Source organism: Teichococcus aerophilus (assembly GCF_014490485.1).
GTDB lineage: Bacteria > Pseudomonadota > Alphaproteobacteria > Acetobacterales > Acetobacteraceae > Pseudoroseomonas > Pseudoroseomonas aerophila.
Genome location: NZ_JACTVA010000005.1, coordinates 41,965 through 59,396 on the forward strand (window position 1 = coordinate 41,965; position 17,432 = coordinate 59,396).

Sequence of the window (17,432 nt, forward strand, 5' to 3'; positions counted from 1 at the left end):
TGACGCCACCGCCGGCGAACATGCACTAAGCGACAAGGAGAGCCCGGCGCCCGATGCCTGACGCCCTTTACCTCTCGGCCGCAATCGGCTTGCCGTATCTAGGCGCCCTCGTCGCCGCGCTGCTCCCCGCCAATGCCCGTAACCTCGAAGCCTGGCTGGCGGGCGGCGTCGCGCTGCTCTCCCTCGTCATGGTCTGGGTCGGTTACGCGGAAGTCGCCGCCGGCGGCGTGCCGCGCTTCGAGGTGCCTTGGGCGCCGGAGCTCGGGCTGAACCTGGTGCTGCGGATGGATGGCCTCGCCTCGGTCTTCGCCGCGATGGTCACGGGCATCGGCTTCCTGGTGGTGCTCTACGCCCGCTACTACATGTCGCCAGAAGACCCCATCCCGCGCTTCTTCGCCTTCCTGCTGGCCTTCATGGGCTCGATGATGGGGCTGGTGCTGTCCGGCAACCTGATCCAGATGGTGTTCTTCTGGGAGCTGACGAGCCTCTTCTCCTTCCTGCTGATCGGCTACTGGCAGCATTCCTCGGCAGCCAGGGATGGCGCCCGCATGGCGCTGACAGTCACCGCCAGCGGCGGCCTGGCGCTGTTCGCCGGTGTGCTGCTGCTAGGCCATATCGCCGGCAGCTACGACCTGGACCAGGTGCTGGCGGCGGGCGACATTATCCGCGACCACCCGCTGTATCTGCCGACGCTGATCCTGATCCTGCTCGGCGCCCTGACCAAGAGCGCGCAGTTCCCGTTCCACTTCTGGCTGCCGCATGCGATGGCGGCGCCGACCCCGGTCTCGGCCTACCTTCACTCCGCCACGCTGGTGAAGGCGGGCATCTTCCTGATGGCACGGCTGTGGCCGGTCATGGCCGGCACCGATGCCTGGTTCTGGATCCTCGCCACCTCGGGCATGATTACTTTGCTCGTAGGGGCTTACGTCGCGATCTTCCAGCATGACCTGAAGGGCTTGCTGGCCTATTCGACCATCAGCCATCTCGGCCTGATCACACTGCTGCTGAGCCTGAACAGCCCGCTGGCGATGGTGGCCGCCATCTTTCACACCATGAACCACGCCACCTTCAAGGCGTCCCTGTTCATGGCGACCGGCATCATCGACCATGAGACCGGCACGCGGGATATCCGAAGGCTCTCCGGCCTCAATACCTCGATGCCCTTCACCGCCCGGCTGGCGATGGTGGCCGCCGCCGCCATGGCCGGCGTGCCGCTGCTGAACGGCTTCATCTCCAAGGAGATGTTCTTCACCGAGGCGCTGACCGCCTCCACCTCGCCGACCCTGATGCACAGCCTGCTGCCCCTGGGCGCCACGATCGCGGGCGTGTTCGCCGTCACCTACTCGCTGCGCTTCATCCACGGTGCCTTCTTCGGCCCGGAAGCCAGGGACCTGCCGCGCACGCCGCATGAGCCGCCGCAATGGATGCGCCTGCCGGTGGAAGTGCTGGTCTTCGGCTGCATGATCGTCGGCGTGCTGCCGGCGGCCACCATCGGGCCATTCCTGGACGTCGCCGTGCGCTCCGTGCTGGGCGATGCGACACCGGAATACAGCCTGGCGGTCTGGCACGGCGTCAACCTGCCGCTGGTGATGAGCCTGATCGCGCTGGCCGGCGGCGTGGTGCTGTACCTGCTGCTGCAACGGCACCTGACGGCTGGGGTGGACGGCACCCCGCTGCTGCGCGGCCTGGATGGCCGCCGCATCTTTGACCGGGTGATGGTCTTCCTCTCCTGGCGGCTGGCGCGGACGCTGGAGCGGCTGCTGGGCACCAGCGGGCTGCAGATGCAGCTGCGGCTGATGGTCTGCGTCGCCTTTGCTGCCGCCATCCTGGCCCTGCTGCCCTATGAGCTGGAGCCGGGTAGCGTGACGATGACGGGGGTTGACCCGGTGGTGGCGGTGATGTGGCTGGTCGGTTCGGCCTGCGCCATCGGCGCGGCCTACCAGGCCAAGTACCACCGGCTGGCGGCGCTGATCCTGCTGGGCGGCGCCGGACTGATCACCTGCATGACCTTCATCTGGTTCTCCGCACCCGACCTGGCGTTGACCCAGCTGCTGGTGGAGGTGGTGACGACCGTGCTGCTGCTGCTCGGTCTGCGCTGGTTGCCGAAGCGGATCGAGCAGGCAGGCGCCAGCACCATTCCGGCCCGGCTGCGCCGCTACCGCGACCTTGCCATCGCCATCCTGGCCGGCGCGGGGCTGACGGCGCTGTCCTACGCCACCATGACCCGCGTCTCGCCCGAGGGCATTGCCCGCCACTTCCTGGAGCGCGCCTATACCGAGGGCGGCGGCACCAACGTGGTGAACGTGATTCTGGTCGATTTCCGCGGCTTCGACACACTGGGTGAGATCGTCGTCGTCGGCATCGTGGCGCTGACGGTGTTCGCGCTGTTGCGCCGCTTCCGCCCGGCACCGGAGAGCATTGGCGTGCCGGACCAGCAGCATGGCAAGGGCCAGGACTGGCTGCAGATCCCCGCGGTGATCATGCGGCTGATGTTCCCGGTCATCGGCGTCGTCGCGCTGTATCTGTTGCTGCGCGGACATGACCTGCCGGGCGGTGGCTTCGCGGCGGGGCTGATGGCCTCCATCGCCATCCTGCTGCAATACATGGCCGGCGGCACGCGCTGGGTGGAGGACCATCTGCGCGTGCACCCGCTGCGCTGGATGGGCACCGGGCTACTGCTGGCGGCGGGTACGGGCGTCGGCGCCATTGTGGTCGGCAAGCCGTTCCTGACCTCCTACTTCGCCTATGCCGATCTCGGCTGGCTGGGGAAGCTGCCGGTGGCCAGCGCGCTGCTGTTCGACCTCGGCGTGTTCGGGCTGGTCTTCGGGGCGACGGTGCTGATCCTGATTGCCATCGCGCACCAGTCGGTGCGCAGCCAGCGGGCGGCGCCAACGCCGCCACCCAGTGCCGCCAAGGGGGGATATGACTGATGGAACTGATTCTCGCCCTGGCCATCGGCGTCCTGGGGGGTTCCGGCGTGTGGCTGCTGATGCGGCCGCGCACCTTCCAGCTGATCATCGGCCTCTCGCTGCTCTCCTACGCGGTGAACCTGTTCATCTTCAGCATGGGGCGCTTTCCGGTGGGGGCCCCGCCGGTGCTGGCGCCCGGCACTTCCGGCGACCCGGCCGTGTTCGCCGACCCGCTGCCGCAGGCCTTGGTGCTGACCGCTATCGTCATCGGCTTCGCCACCACGGCGCTGTTCCTCGTCGTCATGCTCGCCGCGCGCGGCCTGACCGGCGGTGACCATGTGGACGGCAAGGGGCGCGGCTCGTGAACGGCTGGATGCAACATCTGGGCATCGCCTCCATCATCCTGCCATTGCTGGTGGGCGCGATCATGATCCCGCTGGAGGACCAGAAGGGCCATTGGCGCGCGGCGCTCGGCATCACTTCCACCGTCCTGCTGTTGGCCATCGCCATCACCCTGGCCTGGCAGGCGCATCTGGGCGGCGGCGGGGAGGGGCTGGTCAGCGTCTATCGCCTGGGCAACTGGCCGGCGATCTTCGGCATCGTTCTGGTGGTGGACCGGCTCTCAGCGCTGATGCTGGTGTTGACGGCGGTGCTGGGGCTTTCGTCCCTGGTGTTCTCGCTGGCACGCTGGCAGCGCATGGGCGCGCATTTCCACGCGTTGTTCCAGTTCCAGCTGATGGGGCTGAACGGCGCCTTCCTGACCGGCGACCTGTTCAACCTGTTCGTGTTCTTCGAGGTGCTGCTGGCGGCCTCCTACGGCCTGGCGCTCCACGGCTCGGGCGTCGCGCGGGTCAAGGCGGGGCTGCACTACATCGCCATCAACCTGGCGGCGTCGCTGCTGTTCCTGATTGGCGTCAGCATGATCTACGGCGTGGCCGGCACGCTGAACATGGCCGACCTCGCCGCCCGCATCCCGGAGATCCCGCTGGAGAACCGACCGTTGCTGGAGGCAGGGGCCGGCATCCTCGGCCTGGCCTTCCTGGTCAAGGCGGGCATGTGGCCGCTGGGCTTCTGGCTGCCGCGCACCTACTCCGCCGTCAGCCCACCGGCGGCCGCCATCTTCTCCATGATGAGCAAGGTCGGCGTCTACGCCATTCTGCGGCTCTCCCTGCTGCTGTTCAGCAACGATGCGGGGGATTCCGTCGGCTTCGGTGGCACCTGGATCCTGGCCGGCGGCATTCTGACCATCGGCTTCGGCGCCGTCAGCGTGCTGGCGACGCAGGATCTGTCCCGGCTGGCCGGGGCGAGCGTGCTGATCTCCTCCGGCACGCTGCTGGCGGCCGTGGGGGCGGAGCAGGTGGCGGTGACCAGCGGGGCGCTGTTCTACCTGGCGACCTCCGCGCTCTCGATCGGCGCGCTGTTCCTGTTGATCGAGTTGCTGGAGCGCGGCCGTGATGTCGGCGCCGACGTGCTGGCGGTGACCCTGGAAGCCTTCGGCGACGGCGATGACGACGACGATGACGAAACCGATGAGATCGGCGTCGCCATCCCGGCCACCATGGCGGTGCTGGGCCTCAGCTTCCTGTGCTGCGCGCTGCTGCTGGCCGGGTTGCCGCCGCTGTCCGGCTTCGTCGCCAAGTTCGCCATGCTGAGCGGCATCCTGAACCCCGAGGGTCTGGGCGGCCGCGTCGCCTCCGTCTCCCCGGGCGGGTGGGCGCTGCTGGTGGCGCTGGTGCTCTCCGGCCTCGCCACGGTGCTGGCGATGACCCGCGCCGGTATCCGCAGCCTCTGGGCCACCTCCAGCCGTTCCGTCCCCCGCGTCGGCGTCATCGAGATCGCGCCGGTGCTGCTGTTGCTGTCGCTCTGCGTCGGCATGACAATCGGGGCCGGGCCGATGCTGCGCTACACCCACGCAGCGGCCGAGGCGCTGCACGCGCCCCGCGACTACATCCGCAACGTGATCGGGCAGAACCCATGAGGCGGCTGTTTCCCCACCCCCTCATGTCGATCGCGCTGTTCGCCATGTGGATGTTGCTGAACGAGACCGTCGCCCCGGGACCGGCGCTGGTCGGGCTGGTGCTGGCCGTGGCGGCCGGCTGGGTGATGACGTCCCTGCGCCCGACCCGCAGCCGCATCCGCCGGCCGGGTGTGATCCTGCGGCTGGCCTTGCATGTCATCGTGGATATCGCCCGTTCCAACCTCGCGGTCGCGCAGGTCATCCTGCGGCCGCGCAAGGACCGGCGGCAGGGCTTCCTGCGCGTGCAACTGGCGCTGCGGGACGAGAACGCGCTGGCGGCGCTGGCCTGCATCCTGACCGCGACGCCGGGCACCGCCTGGGTGGAATACGACACGGAAACAGGCTGGCTGCTGCTGCATGTGCTGGACCTGATCGACGAGGACAGCTGGATCAGCATCATCAAGCAGCGCTACGAGCAACCGCTGATGGAGATCTTCCAATGACCGTCGCGCTGCTGACCTGGTCGCTCCTCGCCGCGCAATTGATGCTGGGCGCTGCCATGCTCTGCGCCACCTACCGCGTGCTGAAGGGGCCGCGGGCGCAGGACCGGGTACTGGGTCTCGATACGCTCTACGTCAACGGCATGCTGATGCTGCTGACCTTCGGCATCCGGTCCGGCACCACGCTGTATTTCGAGGCGGCGCTGGTCATTGCCCTGCTGGGCTTTGTCAGCACGGCGGCGCTCGCCAAGTTCCTGATGCGGGGCGAGGTGATCGAATGAACCACGCCGCCGACCTGCCGCTCTGGGCGGCCATTCCCGTGGCGCTGCTGCTGCTGCTCGGCTCCGGGCTGGCGCTGACCGGTTCCATCGGCCTGCTGCGGCTGAAGAGCTTCTACGAGCGCCTGCATGCGCCGACCATCGGCACTTCCTACGGCATCTTCTGCGTGCTGCTGGCCTCGGTGATCTTTTTCACCGTGATGCAGAGCCGGTTGGTGATGCATGAGGTGCTGATTGGCATCTTTGTCGTCGTCACCACGCCGGTGACGCTGATGCTGCTGGGCCGCGCCGCGCTGCACCGTGACCGGTTGGAGGGGAAGGACCCGACCCATCCGGTGGAGCAGCGCGAGGCTGCGGAGTAAGGACGGCCGGGGGAAGGAATTCCCCCGGACCCCCATCTTTTGTTTGCGAGCTTGGAGTACGACTGAGACGGGTTGACGCTACGGGGCGTGAGCTACGCGACAGAGATTTGGCTGCGTTACTTACGCAATCCCCGCTTATAGACGCGGCATGGTGCCCATCGGCTGGTCCACTCGTCCAAGCCTCATCCGAAGCCGCACTCCAAACACCGCGAAAGGAAGATGGGGGTTTGGGGGAATTCCTTCCCCCAACCTGACTGTCCTCTCAGCGCATCGGCAGTGGGTAGTGCAGGCCTCCCCGCGTCCACAGCTCGTTCGGGCCGCGCGCCAGGCCAATCGGGGTGTTGGGGCCCATATGGCGGTCATAGATCTCGGCGTAGTTGCCGACGGCCTTGACCACATTCACCACCCAGGCCGGGTCCACCTTCAGCGCCTGGCCCAGTTCTGGCGAGACGCCCAGCAGGCGGCGCGTGTCCGGGTTGGTGCTCTCCCGGCGCATCTGGTCGGCATTGGCGGCGGTGACGCCGCGCTCCTCGGCTTCCATCAGCGCGTTGACGTACCAGCGCACCAGGTCGAACCACTCGTCGTCGCCACGGCGCACATAGGGGCCGTAGGGTTCCTTGGAGAAGCGCTCGGACAGGATGGTCCAATCGGCGGGCGCCTGCAGGGAGGAGCGGCCGGCGGCGAGCTGCGAGGCATCGGTGCCGAAGGCATCGCAACGGCCGGACTGCAGCGCGGCGAAGGCCTGGTCGGTGCGCTCGAACAGGATGGGGGTGAAGGTCATGTTGTGCGTGCGGAAGTAATCCGCCGTCACCAGCTCGTTGGTGGTGCCGGAGACGAGGCAGATGGTGGCGCCGCCCATCTCCGACGCCTTGGTGATGCTTGCATTGGCGCGGACCATGAAGCCGTGCCCGTCATAGAAGTACGGCGTGATGGCGCGCAGGCCGAGCGTGACGTCGCGCATCATGGTGTGGGTGCTGGTGCGGAACAGCACGTCGATCTCGCCCGAGCTGAGGGCGGTGAAGCGGGTGGACGAACTCAGCGACTGGAAACGCACCTTGCTGGCGTCGTTGAACAAGGCGACGGCCAGGCCGCGGCAGAGATCGGCATCCAGGCCCTGCCAGACGCCGCGCGCATCGGGGATGGCGAAGCCGGCGATGCCGGTATGGATGCCGCAGACGAGCTGCCCGCGCGCCCGTATGGCGTCCAGCGTTGCACCGGCGCGGGCTGGCGCCGCCAGGGTCAAGAGGGTGGCCATGGCGGCCACGGTCGCCAGCATTGCACGCTTCAGCATGAATTCGCCTTCCCGGATTTTTTCTACCGCCCAGGGTGCGAAGCCGGAACGACGCAAGTCAAGCCGCTTGGCCGCGCCGATGCGTGCCGCCGCACCGGCAGCCGCGCAAAGCCCGGGCATTCGGGGCGCCTTTGCCCAAGATCGGGTCGCCAGCCATGCCGCTGCTTGCGCCACGGTGCCGGATGGCGGAGGTATGGGCGCAGCAATGTCACGGCCGGGAAGCGAGCAATGAGCGACGGCACGGCACCGGGCTGGACCCCGGCGATCGAGCGGGGGCAGGGGCCGCTCTACCTGGCCATCGCCGACCGGATCGACGCCGACATCGCCGCTGGCAGGTTGGCGGCAGGCGCGCGGCTGCCACCGCAGCGGGTGCTGGCGGACCTGCTGGGCATCGACTTTACCACCGTCAGCCGTGCCTATGCCGAGGCCGCGCGGCGCGGGCTGGTGCGCAGCCGGGTGGGGCAGGGCACCTTCGTCCGCCCGCCGCTGGCGACCGCCACGCCCGGCGGCGTCGACCTCAGCATGAACCTGCCGCCGCGCTTCGAGGATGCCGCATTGGAACGGCGCCTGGCGCAGTCCGCTGGGCTGCTGGAGGAATCCGGCGGGCTGGACCTGCTATTGCGCTACCAGGAGCCGGGCGGCGCGCTGGCCGACCGGGAAGCGGGCGTCCAATGGCTGGCCGGGCGCGTCCCTGGCTTGGTGGCGGAGCGGGTGGTGGTGTGCCCGGGCGCGCAGGGGGCGCTGGCCGCCACGCTCGGCCTGCTGGCGGCGCCGGGGGAGACCATCCTGGCCGAGGCGCTGACCTATCCGGGCTTCCGCAGCCTGGCGGCGCAGTTGCGGTTGCGCGTGGCTGGCGTTGCGATGGACGCCGAAGGGATCGTGCCCGATGCCCTCGATGCCGCCTGCCAAGCGGTATCGCCGAAGGCGCTGTATTGCACGCCGGTGTTGCAAAACCCGACCACCGCGACGATGTCGCTGGCCCGGCGGCAGCAGATCGTCGCGATTGCCCGGCGCCATGGGGCGCCGATCATCGAGGATGACGCTTACGGCTTGTTGCCCCGTGCGGCGCCGCCCGCCCTCGCGGCGTTGGCGCCGGAGCTGGTCTACTACATCGGCGGGCTGGCCAAGGTGCTCTCCCCAGCCTTGCGGATCGCCTATCTGGCGGCGCCGGATGCCCGCCAGGCGCAGCGCGTGGCCGCAGGCATCCGCGCCACGGCGGCCATGGCGTCGCCGCTGACGGCCGCGCTGGCCACGCGATGGATTGGCGATGGCACCGCGCTCACGGTGCTGGGCGCCATCCGCGCGGAGACCGCCGCGCGTCGTGCATTGGCCGCGCAGTATCTGCCGGAATTCGCCGCAAGGTCGCAGCCGGACAGTTTCCATCTGTGGCTGGCCCTGCCGCCGGCCTGGACGCGGGCCGACCTGGCCGGAAGGCTGCGCACCATGGGCATCGGCGTGGTGGTCAGCGATGCCTTCGCGGTAACATCGGCACCCGAAGCAGTACGCATCGGCTTGGGCGCCGCGCGCACGCGGCGGGAACTGGCAATCGGGTTGCAGGCCATCGCGGACCTGCTGTCGCAGCCGCCGGCGCTGTCCTCCACCGTGGTGTGACGGCAAGTCTGAGGCCTGTCGACGCTTGGAGAAGGAAAGCCAGGGGAAGGAATTCCCCTGGAACCCCATCTTTCTTCTGCAGGTTTGAGTTTGTGCTGACGGACTGAGAGGGTGGCGCAATCGGGTGTTTCAAAGCCACGCGGACGGAACTGTCAGTTGGAGAAGCCATGATGATTTGCGCTCACGGCCTGGACTGAGCGCAATCCGCGAAAGCCGCCCAGAACCGCAGAAAAAAGAAGGGGCTTGGGGATCTCATTCCCCAACCCTCCGTTTTGCCGCAACGCCTAATGCCGATCCTCCCTACTCGGCGCTTCCCTTGCCGGCACCCTCCTCGACGCCCTGGCGCCAATAGGCGGCGGCGCGGAAATGGCCGCGGGGCAGGCCACGTTCCTGGCCCCAATGGGTGCGCAGGGCGACGGCCGTCTGCGCTTCGCAGGCGGCCCAGGCGGAGAGTTCGGGCTCCTCCGGCCAGGGAGCGTTGCGGACGGCTTCGAGGAGGGCGGCGCCGTAGGGGCGGCCGTCGCGGTGCAGCCAGCGCACCGGCAGGCCGGGCGGGTGGTGCAGCGGCTGTTCCTCCAGCCGGTCTGCCACCTCGATGAAGGCAAGGCCACGGGCGTCGGCAGGCATGGCTTCCAGGGCGCGGGCAATGACCGGCAGGGCGGTCTCGTCGCCTGCGATGAGCGTCCAGCCACGCAGCGGCACCTGGCCGCCGCCGGGGCCGGAGACGCCCAGCCAATCGCCGGGCTTCGCATGGGCGGCGAAGCGAGAGCCGGGGCTGGCATCGCCATGCAGGACGAAATCGATCTCCATCTCGCCCGCCGCCAGGTCGATGCGGCGGATGGTGTAGGTACGGCGGGTCAGGCTGCAGTCGTCGAACACCGGCTGGCCGCTGGGGCTGAGCCGGGGCCAGACGGGTTCCGCATCGCCCTGGCCAGGCGTGGGGATGAGCAGCTTCACATGCATCATCTCGGCATCGAAGCGGCCGAGGTCGTCGCCCCCCAGCGTCACGCGGCGCATGCGCGGGGTGACGTCCGCCACCTGCTTCACGCGGGTGACGCGGAAATTATGCGGGCGGGCATCGGCGGTCGCGGCGCCATCGCCGGCCCAGACGATGCCGAGGTTTTCGCCAGGGACAAAACTGTCTAGATGGCCGGCGACGACGACCTGGGCATCCTCCAGCCGGTCGGCGTCGATGGCCTCGATCCGCATCGCGATGGCACCGGGTTCCAACCGCAGCCGGGCAACGCCGCCTGGGAAGGCGATGCGGCTGTCCTCCACCGGGCCATCTACCTCCAACCCGTGCTCCAGCATGTGCTCGCGGAACCTGGCGATCAAGTGGGCAGGCTCGGCGGTGCTGGCGCGGGCTTCGGCGATCAGGGTGCTCAAGGGGTCGTCCTTCGTCAGAATGCGCCGGCGGGCAGGTCGGCCCAGTGCGGCCCGGCCATCGGAATCGCGAGGAAGCGGTCGTTCAGGCCCGCCAGGGTGGTGCCGGGGTCGAGATCCCCGCAGCGTTCGGGGTGGAACCAGCGTGCCAGCGCCTGCAGCATCACGATATGCGCGGGGGTGTCGTTGAAGCCGTGCCAGATGGTATGGGCACGCCCGGCCTTCACCGCCGGCAGCACGTCCAGCTGGCTGCGCCGGAGCACGGCCACCAGTTCCCGCTGCGCGGCCTCCAGTGTAACGCCGTTGCCGAGCGGAATGCCGCCCCTGCCGGCATAAGGGCCGCCCGTGGCCACGTAGATGGCCGGGTCCTGCGTGATGACGCTTTCCAGCGACACGTCGCCGATGGCGCCCAGGATCAGGTCGGCGCCGATATTATGGCCGCCGGCGAAGCGGATCATCGAATCGAAGGCGCCCTGGCCGGGGGAAGCGCAACAGGCGGTGCCGCCGGCATGGGCGTGGATGAACACCTTGGGCCGTGCCGCGCCGATGCCTTTCAGGCGATCGGCGATGGTATCGCGATGCGCGACGTAAAAGGCGTCGAAGGCAGCGGCCCGGTCCTCCCGCCCCATCACCTTGCCCAGGACGTCCATGCTGCGGCGTGTGTGCTTCATCGGGTCGTAGAAGAAGTCGATGGCGACGACGGGGATGCCCATGTCGGCCAGGCGCTCGGCCAGCCCGTCGCGCAGCACGCCGAGCCCGGCGACGACGATATCCGGTTGGCTGTCCAGCAGCTTCTCCAGCGACAGTCCGTCAGCCTGGCCGCGCAGGACGATGGGGATGGCGTCGGCGCGTGGGAAGCGGGCGCGGACCGTGGCGTAGTCTGGCGGGTTCATCCGCCGCAGGTCGTCGCCCCAGCCAGTGACCAGAGAGACCGGGTCCGGATGCAGCAGGCCCATGGCGAGCACATGCCGCGCCTGGGTCAACACGATGCGCCGGGCCGGGCGGGGGAGCGTGACTTCACGCCCCAGCACATCGACGATGCGGACAGGGGCCTGTGCCGCGGCCAGCCTTGGGGCCGCCAGCAGCGGCAGAGCGCTGAGAAGGCTACGGCGATTCATGCGGCGGCTTCCGGTGGTTGGACGCGGTCCATCCGCGCCGGTCGCGTGGCGCGGATGGGCAGATGACCGCCCGGGATGCTTACCAGCGGGCGCGGACCGAGCCGAGCACGACGCGGCCGGTGCCGTAGTAGCAGGCGGTCAGCGAGGAGCAGCTGGCGATGTAGTCCTTGTCCTCGATGTTCTGCGCATTCACGGCGACTTCCAGACCACGCGCGCTTTCGAAGCGGGCGCCGAGGTCGTAGCGGATGGCGGCATCGAACAGCGTGACGGCATCGACCTTGAAGGTATTGATGTCGTTGCCGTAGGTGGAGCCGACATAGCGCACGCCGCCGCCAAACTGCAGGCCGCGCAGCGGGCCCTCGAGGAAGCGGTAATTGGCCCAGCCGCTGGCCATGTGGTTCGGCACCTGCGGCACGCGGTTGCCGCTGACACCGGCGTTGTTGGAGCTGGTGATCTCCGCATCGATGTAGGAATAGGCGCCGAGCAGGTCGAGCCCGTCGGTCAGGCTGGCGCGGCCTTCCAGCTCGATGCCGCGCGAGCGGATCTCGCCCTGCGGGACGCTGTAGGTGGTGTAGAGCGGGTCCTGCGTCAGCACGTTCTGCTGGCGGATCTGGTAGGCGGCCAGTTGGATGAAGCTGTTCATGCCCTGCGGCTGGTACTTGATGCCGACCTCGAACTGCTCGCCCGTCGTGGGCGAGAAAGTGCCGCTGCCGCGCTGCGGCGCCGCCGTGCCGGTGTTGGGCAGGAACGAGGTGGAGTAGCTGGCATAAGGCGCCAGGCCGTTGTCGAACAGGTACAGCGCGCCGGCGCGCCAGGTGACCTTGTCGTCGAACTGCGAGGATTGCGCGGCGTTGGCGCCGCTGGCCTGGTGGGTGGTGGTGCCGATATCGGCGCGGTCATAGCGGACGCCGACATTGAAGCGGAAGCGATCCAGCGCGATCTGGTCCTGCGCGTAGAAGCCGACCTGGTCGATTTCCTGGTTCGTCAGCCCGGCGGGGGTGGTCGAGATCGTGGGAATGACCTGGTAGTAGCTGGGCGCATAGACATCGAGGCTCGGCGCGGTGCCGAGGCCCTGGCGCGCGCGGGCCGAGGTGCGCTGCCAGTCGACGCCGAACAGCGCGGTGTGCTCCAGCGGGCCGGTCGTGAAGGTAGCCTGCGCCTGATTGTCCAACGCATAGGCGTTGGCGTGGTCCGACACATAGGTGGAGCCACGCGTGCCGGTGCGGCCATTCACGCCGCGGACGGAGATGACGTTCACCTCGGCATCGATATGCGAGTAGCGGAAGTTCTGCCGCACGGTCCAGATGTCGCTCAGCCGGTGCTCGAACTGGTAGCCGATCGAGGCCTGGGTGCGGGTGAAGCGGTTGAAGTTGGGGTCGCCGCCCTGGAAGTTGCGCGGGATGCGGCCGAACTGGCTGGGCAGCACGGTGCCTACCGCCGGCACGAAGTTGTAGAAGCCGCCTTCCGGATCGTACTGGTAGGAGGCGAGGACGGTGAGGCTTGTGTCCTCGTCCGGCCGCCAGGTCAGCGCGGGGGCGATGGCAATCCGCTCCTCCCGCGCGAAGTCGTATTGGGTGTCCGAAGTGCGGGCGATGCCGGTGAGGCGATAGAGGAACTTGCCGTCCTCGGTGGCCGGGCCGGTGAAGTCGAAGGCCGTCTGCAGCAAGGCGTTGGAGCCGGCCTCAATCCGCACCTCGTTGGAGGCAACGGGGCTGGGGCGGCGGCTGACCAGGTTGACGAGGCCGCCGGCGCCGGTCTGGCCGTACAGCACGGAGGCCGGGCCGCGCAGTACCTCGATCCGCTCCATCAGCCAGGGATCGGTGTTGGGCACGCCAAAATACAGGCCGCGGCCCTGGCGCAGGCCATCGAGGAAGTTGACAAAGGCGGCGCTGGTGCCCTGGCCGCCGAAGCCACGGACGAAGACGCTGTCGTAGCGCGCGGAGGGGCGTACCTCGCCCAGCACGCCGGCGGTGTAGCGCAGGGCCTGGGAGACGCTAAGCGCCGCCTGGTCGTCGATCTGGCTGCGGGTGACAACGCCGACGGACTGCGGAGCCTCGATCAGCGGCGTGTCGGTCTTGGAACCGGTGGTGGTGACGGGGGCGACGTAGCCCGGCACGCTCTCCCACGCCCGCCAGGCGGTTGCCTGCACGTTCACCTCGGGCAGCACCACCGCCGCCGGATCCGCGGCGCCAGCCTGCGCCGGAACAGGCGTTTGTGCGCCGGCCGGCAGCGCGAAGGCGAGTGCGGCGGCCGAGGCGAGGAGGAGGTGGCGCGAGGAGAGAGGGCGGTTCATGTCAGGCTTCCGCTGCGGAGATAGCCTGTTGTGCCGTAATTGCGACTAAGTCGCAATACGATCCAGGCAATCTGGCCACAGGTGTGGCAAGAGTGCATCACCTGTCCGATCGCGCCTCGGAGGACCAAGGTGGCCGGGCGGGGGCTGGTGGCGGCCCGGCGAAGCGGATACTGCACCAGCCATGCGCCGGCCCGGCCGGCATGCGTCCAGGGATTCAAAGGAGCACACGCGATGGATGTCGTCACGTTCGACACGCGGCAGAACCTGATCGGTGGGGAGTGGCGCCAGGCTTCGGGGCGGGAGACGATGCCGCTGCTGAACCCGTCCGACGGGCAGCGCCTGGCGGATATCGCCCGTAGCGACGCCGCCGATATCGACCAGGCCGTGGCTGCGGCGCGCGAGGCGCGGCGGGGCCCCTGGGGCCGGATGACGGCGACCGAGCGTGGGCGCCTGCTGACCACCATGGGCCGCCTGGTGCTGGAGCGGGTGGACGAGCTGGCGCGGATGGAAGCGCTGGATGTCGGCAAGCCGCTGAAGCAGGCGCGCGCCGATGCCGTGGCGCTGGCCCGCTACCTGGAATTCTACGGCGGTGCCGCCGACAAGGTGCATGGCGAGACCATTCCGTACCTGGATGGCTACACCGTGCTCTCCATCTACGAGCCGGTGGGCGTGACGGGGCATATCGTGCCCTGGAACTATCCGATGCAGATCATCGGCCGCAGCGTCACCGCCTCCCTCGCCATGGGCAATGCGGTGGTGATCAAGCCGGCTGAGGAAGCCTGCCTGACCGCGCTGGCCTATGCCCGCATCGCCGAGGAAGCCGGCTTCCCGGCCGGCGCCGTCAACATCGTCTCCGGCACCGGGGAGGAAGCGGGCGCGGCGCTGGCGGCGCATCCCGGCATCAACCACATCTCCTTCACCGGCTCCGTCGTGGTCGGCGGGTTGGTGCAGGCGGCGGCGGCGAAGAACGCGGTGCCGGTGACGCTGGAGCTGGGCGGCAAGTCGCCGCAGATCGTCTTCGACGATGCGGACCTGGAAGCGGCGCTGCCGTTCCTCGTCAATGCGGGCATCCAGAATGCCGGCCAGACCTGTTCGGCGGCGTCACGCATCCTGGTGCAGCGCGGTGTGCATGACCGCGTGCTGAAGGCGATGGCCGAGCGCTACACGGCGCTGCGCGTCGGCCCGGCGATGTCGGATCTCGACATGGGGCCCCTCGTCTCCGCCCGGCAGCAGGAGATCGTGCGCGGCTATATCGACGGCGCGCGGCAGGATGGGCTGGAAGTGGCAGCGCAGGGCAGCATCGGCAAGGATGTGCCTGGGGGTGGCTACTACGTGCCACCGACCCTGGTCTCCCGCGCCACCAGCGACAGCCGGCTGGCGCAGGAGGAGATCTTCGGCCCCGTGCAGGTCGTCATTCCGTTCGAGGACGAGGCGGATGCGCTGCGCATCGCCAACGGCACCGATTACGGACTGGTGGCGGGCGTCTGGACCGCCGATGGCGGCCGGCAGATGCGGATGGCGCGGGGCATCGAGACCGGGCAGGTCTTCATCAACAACTACGGCGCCGGCGGCGGCGTGGAACTGCCCTTCGGCGGCGTGAAGCGCTCCGGCCACGGACGGGAGAAGGGGTTCGAGGCGCTGTATGGGTTTGCCTCGCTCAAGACCATCGCCATCCGGCACGGCTAGAAGCAACGCAGGAAGGCCGGGAAGCTCTATCCCGGCCTTTTCCGGTCATTCGCTTCAAGCTGCGAAGTATGTTCCAGGCTTCGCAGCTTTCAACAACGACGTTGCGGAACGGCATATTTCCGCCCGAGGCACATCCGTACCGTGGCACCGGGCCAGCCCAATCCTTCCGGCGGCCTTCTTAACGCGCAAAAAGAAGAGGGGCCCGGGGAATTCCTTCCACGGCCTTAGCCTGCTGACCGGGGGCCTACAGGCCCGACACTGCCATCAGCACCGCCAGCACCAGCGGGATGGCGGCGGTGGCCAGCACAGTCTGGGTGGCGGTGATACCGGCCATCAGAGGCGCGTCGCCGCCCAGTTGCCGCGCCAGGATGTAGGCGGAGGACGCGGTAGGCATCGCCTGGAACAGCAGGGCGGTGAGTAGGGCAGGGCCGCTCAGACCCAGCGCGGAGGCAGCCAGCAGGGTCGCCGCCGGCATCAGCAGGAACTTGACGGCTGATGACGTCACGACCGGGCCGAGCCAGGACCGCGCCGTGCCGAAATCCAGCGCCGCCCCGACGCAGAGCAGGCCGAGCGGCAGCGACGCTGCACCCAGGGCGCGGATGGCCGGTTCCAACCCGGACGGCAGGCCGAGCCCGGTGGCCTGCAGGGCGATGCCGATGGCGCAGGCCAGTACCAGCGGGTTGGTGAGGATCTGCCGGACGATGCCGCGCGCGCTGAGCCTGGCGCTGCCGAAGCGGGCGAAGACCAGGACACAGAGGATATTGACCGTCGGCACGATGGCGGCGTTGCAGATGGCGGCCAGGGCGATGCCCTGCGCACCGAACAGCCCGGCGGCGACGGTGACGCCGACATAGTTGTTGAAGCGGATGCCGCCTTGAAAGACGGAGGTGAAGGCGGGGCCGTCGATCCGCATCAAGGGCCGGGCGGCGACCACCAGGGCCGCCACCACCAGGGTCGCGCTGACTAGCACGCCTACCAGGCTCCAAACCGGTAGGTCCTGCAACCGGGCGGTGGCCAACCCGTGCAGGAACAGGGATGGCAACAGCACGAAGTAGCCCAGCCGTTCCGCCTGCGGCCAGAAGGCCTGTTGCAGGAAGGCGCGGCGGCGCAGCCAGTAGCCGAGGGCGATCAGCAGGATGACCGGCAGCAGCGCCAGCAGGATGGCGCCGGTCATGGCACGGGCGCGATGTTGGCGGCGGTGTAGGGCAGAGGCGTTTCAGGCGGCATGCGAGATCCGGCAGAGAGGCGGCCGGCAGGTTAGGCGCGGCGGCGGAAAACGACAGGGGCTTTCCGCACGTGGCGGCCGGCGGCGGCGGGGCAGCCCTGCCGCTGCCCGGCTATGTTCCTAGGCGCCGATCAGCGCCCGCATGCTGTCCACCGCCGCTTCGGGCGCGGTCAGCACCGGCACGCCGACGGCGGCGCGCACCGCCTGGGCGGCGCGGGAGGTGGAGAAATGCGCGAGCATCAGCACGTCCTGGTCGGCAAGGTCGGGTGCCTGGGCCGCCACGAGGCGGTTATGCGTCTCGGCATCGCCCTGGCGCAGGGCGGCCATCGCATCCGGCACCAGCACGGTCTTCAGCGTGGCGGGGTGGCCTTCGCGGCTGACGAACTCGTCGAATTCGTCGGTCATGGTGCCGATGGCGGGGGCGAAGGTGGCCAGCATGCCGATGCGCCGGCCCTGGGCGAGGGCGGCCTGGAACATCGCCTCGTTCGGCTTCAGCACGGGGACCGGCAGGCTGGCGGCCAGTTGCTCGATCGCCGGGCCGAAGGCCGAGCAGGTGACCAGGATGCCGTCGGCGCCCATGCGGTGGCCATAGCGCCCGAACTCGACGAAGCGGTCGATCATGCGGTCGGACAGGTCGGTCTCCCGCGCGCGGTCGATGCTCAGGCCGTCATCCAGCAGGTTGACGATCTCGGCCTCCGGCCAGCGGGCGGCGAAGGCGGCCTGGATGGGCGCCATGGCGACCGGCGTGGCGTGCAGCAGGACGATGCGGCAGGGCATTCTGGCACCTCAAGGGTTGGTGGCGCGGCGATCTTGCAACCG

At 69.0% G+C, this 17,432-nt stretch carries 14 protein-coding genes; 8 read left to right on the forward strand and 6 right to left on the reverse strand.

Annotated elements, in window-relative coordinates; all coding sequences use genetic code 11:
* The first annotated feature begins 53 nt into the window (after window positions 1–53).
* Genes IBL26_RS04615 through mnhG form a run of 6 tightly spaced genes read left to right on the forward strand, consistent with a single transcriptional unit; the run spans window position 54 to window position 6,006 of the window.
* Window positions 54–2,930, forward strand: a complete 2,877-nt coding sequence (locus IBL26_RS04615) for a monovalent cation/H+ antiporter subunit A (protein WP_187783290.1) — start codon at window positions 54–56, stop codon at window positions 2,928–2,930.
* A complete protein-coding gene (locus IBL26_RS04620) occupies window positions 2,930–3,274 on the forward strand; it encodes a Na+/H+ antiporter subunit C (protein WP_187783291.1) in 345 nt (114 codons plus the stop codon). Before IBL26_RS04615 ends, IBL26_RS04620 begins: the two co-directional genes overlap by 1 nt.
* Window positions 3,275–3,282: 8 nt before the next feature.
* Window positions 3,283–4,887, forward strand: a complete 1,605-nt coding sequence (locus IBL26_RS04625; RefSeq protein ID WP_187783292.1) for a monovalent cation/H+ antiporter subunit D — start codon at window positions 3,283–3,285, stop codon at window positions 4,885–4,887.
* Entirely contained in the window at window positions 4,884–5,369 is a 486-nt protein-coding gene (locus IBL26_RS04630; RefSeq protein ID WP_187783293.1) for a Na+/H+ antiporter subunit E, read from the forward strand. The genes IBL26_RS04625 and IBL26_RS04630 overlap by 4 nt, the downstream gene beginning before the upstream one ends.
* Window positions 5,366–5,647, forward strand: coding sequence for a K+/H+ antiporter subunit F (locus IBL26_RS04635; protein ID WP_187783294.1), 282 nt, complete (start codon window positions 5,366–5,368; stop codon window positions 5,645–5,647). The genes IBL26_RS04630 and IBL26_RS04635 overlap by 4 nt, the downstream gene beginning before the upstream one ends.
* Window positions 5,644–6,006, forward strand: a complete 363-nt coding sequence (gene mnhG / locus IBL26_RS04640; RefSeq protein ID WP_187783295.1) for a monovalent cation/H(+) antiporter subunit G — start codon at window positions 5,644–5,646, stop codon at window positions 6,004–6,006. The genes IBL26_RS04635 and mnhG overlap by 4 nt, the downstream gene beginning before the upstream one ends.
* A 262-nt stretch (window positions 6,007–6,268) precedes the next feature.
* On the opposite strand, the gene IBL26_RS04645 is transcribed toward mnhG, so the two are convergent.
* On the reverse strand, window positions 6,269–7,297 hold the full coding sequence (locus IBL26_RS04645) for an amino acid ABC transporter substrate-binding protein (protein WP_187783296.1): 1,029 nt from the start codon (window positions 7,295–7,297) through the stop codon (window positions 6,269–6,271).
* A 228-nt stretch (window positions 7,298–7,525) separates the two neighbouring features.
* Between IBL26_RS04645 and IBL26_RS04650 the strand changes: the two genes are divergently transcribed.
* Window positions 7,526–8,908, forward strand: coding sequence for an aminotransferase-like domain-containing protein (locus IBL26_RS04650; RefSeq protein ID WP_187783297.1), 1,383 nt, complete (start codon window positions 7,526–7,528; stop codon window positions 8,906–8,908).
* A gap of 300 nt (window positions 8,909–9,208) precedes the next feature.
* Here the strand turns inward: IBL26_RS04650 and IBL26_RS04655 are convergent, their stop codons facing one another.
* The 3 genes from IBL26_RS04655 to IBL26_RS04665 all read right to left on the reverse strand — a co-directional run bounded on the left by IBL26_RS04655 (window position 9,209) and on the right by IBL26_RS04665 (window position 13,702).
* Window positions 9,209–10,294 carry a siderophore-interacting protein gene (locus IBL26_RS04655; RefSeq protein ID WP_187783298.1) on the reverse strand — a complete coding sequence of 362 codons (1,086 nt, stop codon included), beginning with the start codon at window positions 10,292–10,294 and terminating at the stop codon, window positions 9,209–9,211.
* A 14-nt stretch (window positions 10,295–10,308) separates the two neighbouring features.
* Window positions 10,309–11,409 carry an ABC transporter substrate-binding protein gene (locus IBL26_RS04660; protein WP_187783299.1) on the reverse strand — a complete coding sequence of 367 codons (1,101 nt, stop codon included), beginning with the start codon at window positions 11,407–11,409 and terminating at the stop codon, window positions 10,309–10,311.
* Between the two features lie 79 nt (window positions 11,410–11,488).
* Window positions 11,489–13,702 carry a TonB-dependent siderophore receptor gene (locus IBL26_RS04665; RefSeq protein ID WP_187783300.1) on the reverse strand — a complete coding sequence of 738 codons (2,214 nt, stop codon included), beginning with the start codon at window positions 13,700–13,702 and terminating at the stop codon, window positions 11,489–11,491.
* A 231-nt stretch (window positions 13,703–13,933) separates the two neighbouring features.
* Here IBL26_RS04665 and IBL26_RS04670 point away from each other — a divergent pair, with 231 nt between their 5' ends.
* Window positions 13,934–15,388 carry an aldehyde dehydrogenase family protein gene (locus IBL26_RS04670; protein WP_187783301.1) on the forward strand — a complete coding sequence of 485 codons (1,455 nt, stop codon included), beginning with the start codon at window positions 13,934–13,936 and terminating at the stop codon, window positions 15,386–15,388.
* 244 nt (window positions 15,389–15,632) lie between these two features.
* Here the strand turns inward: IBL26_RS04670 and IBL26_RS04675 are convergent, their stop codons facing one another.
* Window positions 15,633–16,562 carry an AEC family transporter gene (locus tag IBL26_RS04675; protein ID WP_187783302.1) on the reverse strand — a complete coding sequence of 310 codons (930 nt, stop codon included), beginning with the start codon at window positions 16,560–16,562 and terminating at the stop codon, window positions 15,633–15,635.
* A gap of 171 nt (window positions 16,563–16,733) precedes the next feature.
* Window positions 16,734–17,390, reverse strand: a complete 657-nt coding sequence (locus IBL26_RS04680) for an aspartate/glutamate racemase family protein (protein WP_187783303.1) — start codon at window positions 17,388–17,390, stop codon at window positions 16,734–16,736.
* Between the last annotated feature and the right edge of the window lie 42 nt (window positions 17,391–17,432).